Origin of the sequence: uncultured Thiocystis sp., assembly GCF_903866365.1 — a bacterium.
In the GTDB taxonomy this organism is placed as follows: domain Bacteria; phylum Pseudomonadota; class Gammaproteobacteria; order Chromatiales; family Chromatiaceae; genus Chromatium.
Map to the genome: position 1 here is coordinate 1 of NZ_CAIPNF010000138.1, position 3,299 is coordinate 3,299.

Annotated in this window: 3 protein-coding genes; 2 read left to right on the forward strand and 1 reads right to left on the reverse strand. The window is 58.3% G+C overall.

Features of this window, described 5'->3' with window-relative positions:
• Nucleotides 1-217: 217 nt before the first annotated feature.
• Complete coding sequence (locus QZY07_RS08100) at nt 218-1,954, reverse strand: ATP-binding protein (RefSeq protein ID WP_295401428.1); 1,737 nt, start codon at nt 1,952-1,954, stop codon at nt 218-220.
• Between QZY07_RS08100 and QZY07_RS08105 the strand changes: the two genes are divergently transcribed.
• Nucleotides 1,931-2,413: a hypothetical protein gene (locus QZY07_RS08105; protein WP_295401430.1), complete on the forward strand. Its 483-nt coding sequence runs from the start codon at nt 1,931-1,933 to the stop codon at nt 2,411-2,413. The two genes, QZY07_RS08100 and QZY07_RS08105, sit on opposite strands and share 24 nt — an antisense overlap.
• 115 nt (nt 2,414-2,528) lie before the next feature.
• A partial coding sequence (locus QZY07_RS08110; RefSeq protein ID WP_295401432.1) for an ISAs1 family transposase occupies nt 2,529-3,299 on the forward strand: 771 nt, incomplete at its 3' end.

Genomic DNA, 3,299 nt, shown 5'->3' on the forward strand with positions numbered 1-3,299 from the left:
GACAAACTCACGGTAACTGCGCGGGTAGTCGCGCCCTGCCACCAAGGTCGGGTATATGGATTGGTCAGTAGGATTCACCCCCACATCTTGCGACAGGAGGCACTAACCGACTACCCCCCTTAAGATAAATATATAATATTATTCAGTAATTTGCGCTAATTTTATTAATTAAGAACCAAGCTGAGCCAGTGCCCTTAAGTCCGACAGACTGCTAAAATCACGTTGGATGCTGGTGGCTGAACGCTGGCGGCGATAAGAGCGCCAGCCGCTCCACGGTCTGACGTAACTCATCCGGATTGACTGGCTTGGCCAGGAATCCATCCATTCCAGCGTCGAGGCAGGCCCGTTTGACATCCCCCGCCGCAGTGGCTGTCAGCGCGACGATCGGCATTGGATGGCCTGCGGCAAGTTCCCGATATCGTCGGGTAAAGCCAATCCCATCCAGCTTCGGCATATGCAAATCCACGATAGCGATCTGATAGCCACCGTCCAGCGCTGCCATCAGCGCGGCCTCGCCATCCTGAAAGCGCTGATGTGTAAATCCCATCTTGGTCAAAAAGGCGGTAATGACCCTCGCCGCAATGTCATTATCCTCCGCGATCAGGACTCGAATCGCTCGCACAACGCGTAAGCTCTCAGTTGGCAAAGTCCGGGCAAGTTGGAAATGGGCGTTCGCGAGAGCACTCATGCCCTCCGGAGCACGGCCGAGAAGTAGCTCAACAGCTCCAACCAGATCCTCGGCCAAAAAGGGTTTATTTAGACCGGCCATGGCCGGCGACGCTTGAGGCAACCGACGCCCGGCGTACTTCAGCAAGAGACAGGGCAGATTCTCACCGAAAGATTTTTGGACTTCGGACAGCGCGCGCTCCAGGTCAAATCCAGCGGGTTGATCGGAAATAACCGCCAGATCGATGTCCGTTTCTCGCGGCATGAACGGAGCATCATCGCGAGGACTGATGGCCTTGAACTCGCCGGGCTCCGCCACGAACTGACAGAAGACATGTTCGCGCTCCAGGATCGCGCCAATCAGCTCGCGTTGCGTCCGATTGGAATCCATCACGAGTACGCGCAAGCCGCACAGTCTCCCCTCCGATGGCACTGCCGAAGGGACAAAGTCGTCGCCGAGCAATGGCAGCCTGACCTGAAAGCAACTGCCCAGGCCTTCCGTGCTCTCGACCGTGATCGTCCCACCCATGAGCAAAGTCAGGTCGCGAGCGATCGTCGTGCCCAGACCGGAACCGCCAAAGCGGCGGGTTGTGGAGTCGTCCGCTTGACGAAAACTGTCGAACAAGTCGGGGAGTTTGTCCTTCGGGATCCCAATGCCGGTGTCCACGATCGCGAACCGCACATGCGGAAACGCGAGCGACGCTTCTGGCGGTCTGACGCTCATCCGCACCGACACCTGGCCCCGCTCGGTAAATTTGATCGCATTGCCCATCAGGTTGAACAGGATCTGGCGAATCCGCAGCTGGTCCCCGCTGACCTGGCTCGGTACTTCGGGGTCAATCTGACAGATGAGTTCAAGGCCGCTTGTCAATGCCAGCCCTTCAAGGATCCCGCAGACCTCGCGTACTAACTCGCGCGGGTTGAAGGGAATACATTCAAGTGTCAGCTTGCGGGCATCGATCTTGGAAAAATCCAGAATGTCGCCGATGAGCGCGTTAAGTGCCTTGGCTGAACTCGCAATGGCCTGAACATAATCGCGTTGTTCCAAGTCGAGCCGAGTATCCTTGAGCAATTCGGCCATGCCGATCACGCCGGTGAGCGGTGTGCGCAATTCGTGGGTCATGAAGGCCAGAAAATCCCCCTTGGCCTGATTTGCCCGCACGGCATCCTCGCGCGCCTGCTGAACCTGACGTAACAGAGAAGACTGATAAAGCGGCAACAGCACCAGTAAGATAAGGAAAAAGGCGGCCTCGAAGGTATGCCGGTGCCATTCGTCGAGTTCGATCAAGACAAAATTATAGGCAATCACCGCCACTACCGAAGCGACGACCAGATGCCTCTGACCGAAACGGGTGCCAGCGGAGATGAAAATCAGGATATAGAGCAGGTAAAAGGGGCTGATCGCCTCGCGGGTGATAAAAATGGCCAGACTGACGGCGATGATATCGAGACAGAGCGCGAGGTAACAACGGGCTGGCCAGCTTGGTCGACGGGCCACGCTGACCAGAAACACGATATTCGAGATCAGATAAAGTGTGAACAGGGTCAGATAATAGGGGATATCGACCCTATAATAGCCGGTCAAGGCTCCGAGTCCGATATAGATCGCGCCGAACAGACACGCCGTAATGCGGACCACCGCCGACTGAAATTCCGGGTTATCGCGGAGCGCGGGCGAGAGGCCGACATGTTCGCTAAACCACACTCCCAATCCATTCATGAGCATCCTAGACCGCGTCCAGATTGAACAAGCTGCTTCTTCGACCAGGGCAATCGCATCAACGTATTAGCGCATACTGTTAGATAATCCGTTCGGCGGCCCCAATGATCTGAGTCTTTTGAATCTTGGGGAGATCTCGCCGATGTGCGACTTGAGTGTGGAGCGATCGATCGCGCACTCTTTTGCCCCGCTGGACGAACCGCGCAGCGCGATCCAACGACGGCACATCTTGAGCGAGATGATCGTGATCGCTATCGCCGCGTCCTTCAGTGGCGCCGACGGTTGGGTGGGTGTCGAGACGTTCGGACAGGCCAAGGAGGCGTGGCTGCGCACCTTTTTGCAATTGCCCGCGGGCGTCCCGTCGCACGACACCTTCGGGCGGGTGTTTGCGCGGATCGATCCCGCACCGTTTGCCGCCTGCTTTCGCCAATGGAGCGCGTCGGTGGCCGCGTTGATTCCAGACGATATCATGGCCGTGGATGGCAAGACCCTGCGCCGCTCCCACCGCCGCGGCAAGGGCTTGGCGGCGTTGCACCTGGTCAGTGCCTGGGCGACGGCCAATCGGGTGGTGCTCGGGCAGGTCGCCACGGACGCCAAATCCAAGGAGATCACGGCCATTCCGCGGTTGCTGGAATGGCTGACGCTGGAGGGCCGCATCGTCACCATTGACGCGATGGGCTGCCAAACCAAGATTGCCGAGCCGATTATCCACCAGGGAGGGGACTACGTCCTGGCCCTCAAAGGCCACCAGGAAACGCGGGCCGCCGAGGTCGAGGAGGCGTTCATCGACGCCGATGCGAAAGACGATAACGGCGTCGAGTCGGCGTTCCTCGAAACCGTCGAGCGGGGACATGGCCGTCTCGAAACCCGTCGCGACCGGACCCTGGGTGATCTTTCCGGCGTGCCGCGCAGC